General features: G+C 70.9%; 1 protein-coding gene. It reads right to left on the bottom strand.

What is annotated here, in order from left to right; genetic code table 11:
- Positions 1 to 261 (bottom strand): hypothetical protein (locus tag SB717_RS37125; protein ID WP_410908102.1); only part of this gene is annotated, 261 nt, incomplete at both ends.

Raw genomic sequence — 261 nt, 5'->3', positions numbered from 1 at the left:
AGCGTGGTTTCGTTGATGGTGTAGGCCGTTGGTGTGGATGCGGATTGCTGGGAGAGGCGGGAGGCTTGTGGTGTGTTTGTGGCAGCCGACCCCGTCGATGCGAGGGCGCTGCGAACGAGCGTGGCGCCCGAGCCGGGCGTGTACATCGGCGCGCCGCCGAGCGCGGCCTGCGCGGGCACGCTGACGATCGCCGCTGCGACCGTCAGTGCAGCAGCGCCCGCGTAGAGTCGGTACGGACGCGTCGCAGCACGGGCCACCGCG

This window comes from Priestia sp. SIMBA_032 (assembly GCF_046535215.1).
In the GTDB taxonomy this organism is placed as follows: Bacteria; Bacillota; Bacilli; order Bacillales; family Bacillaceae_H; genus Priestia; species Priestia aryabhattai.
This window is presented reverse-complemented; position numbering and strand designations above follow the sequence as displayed.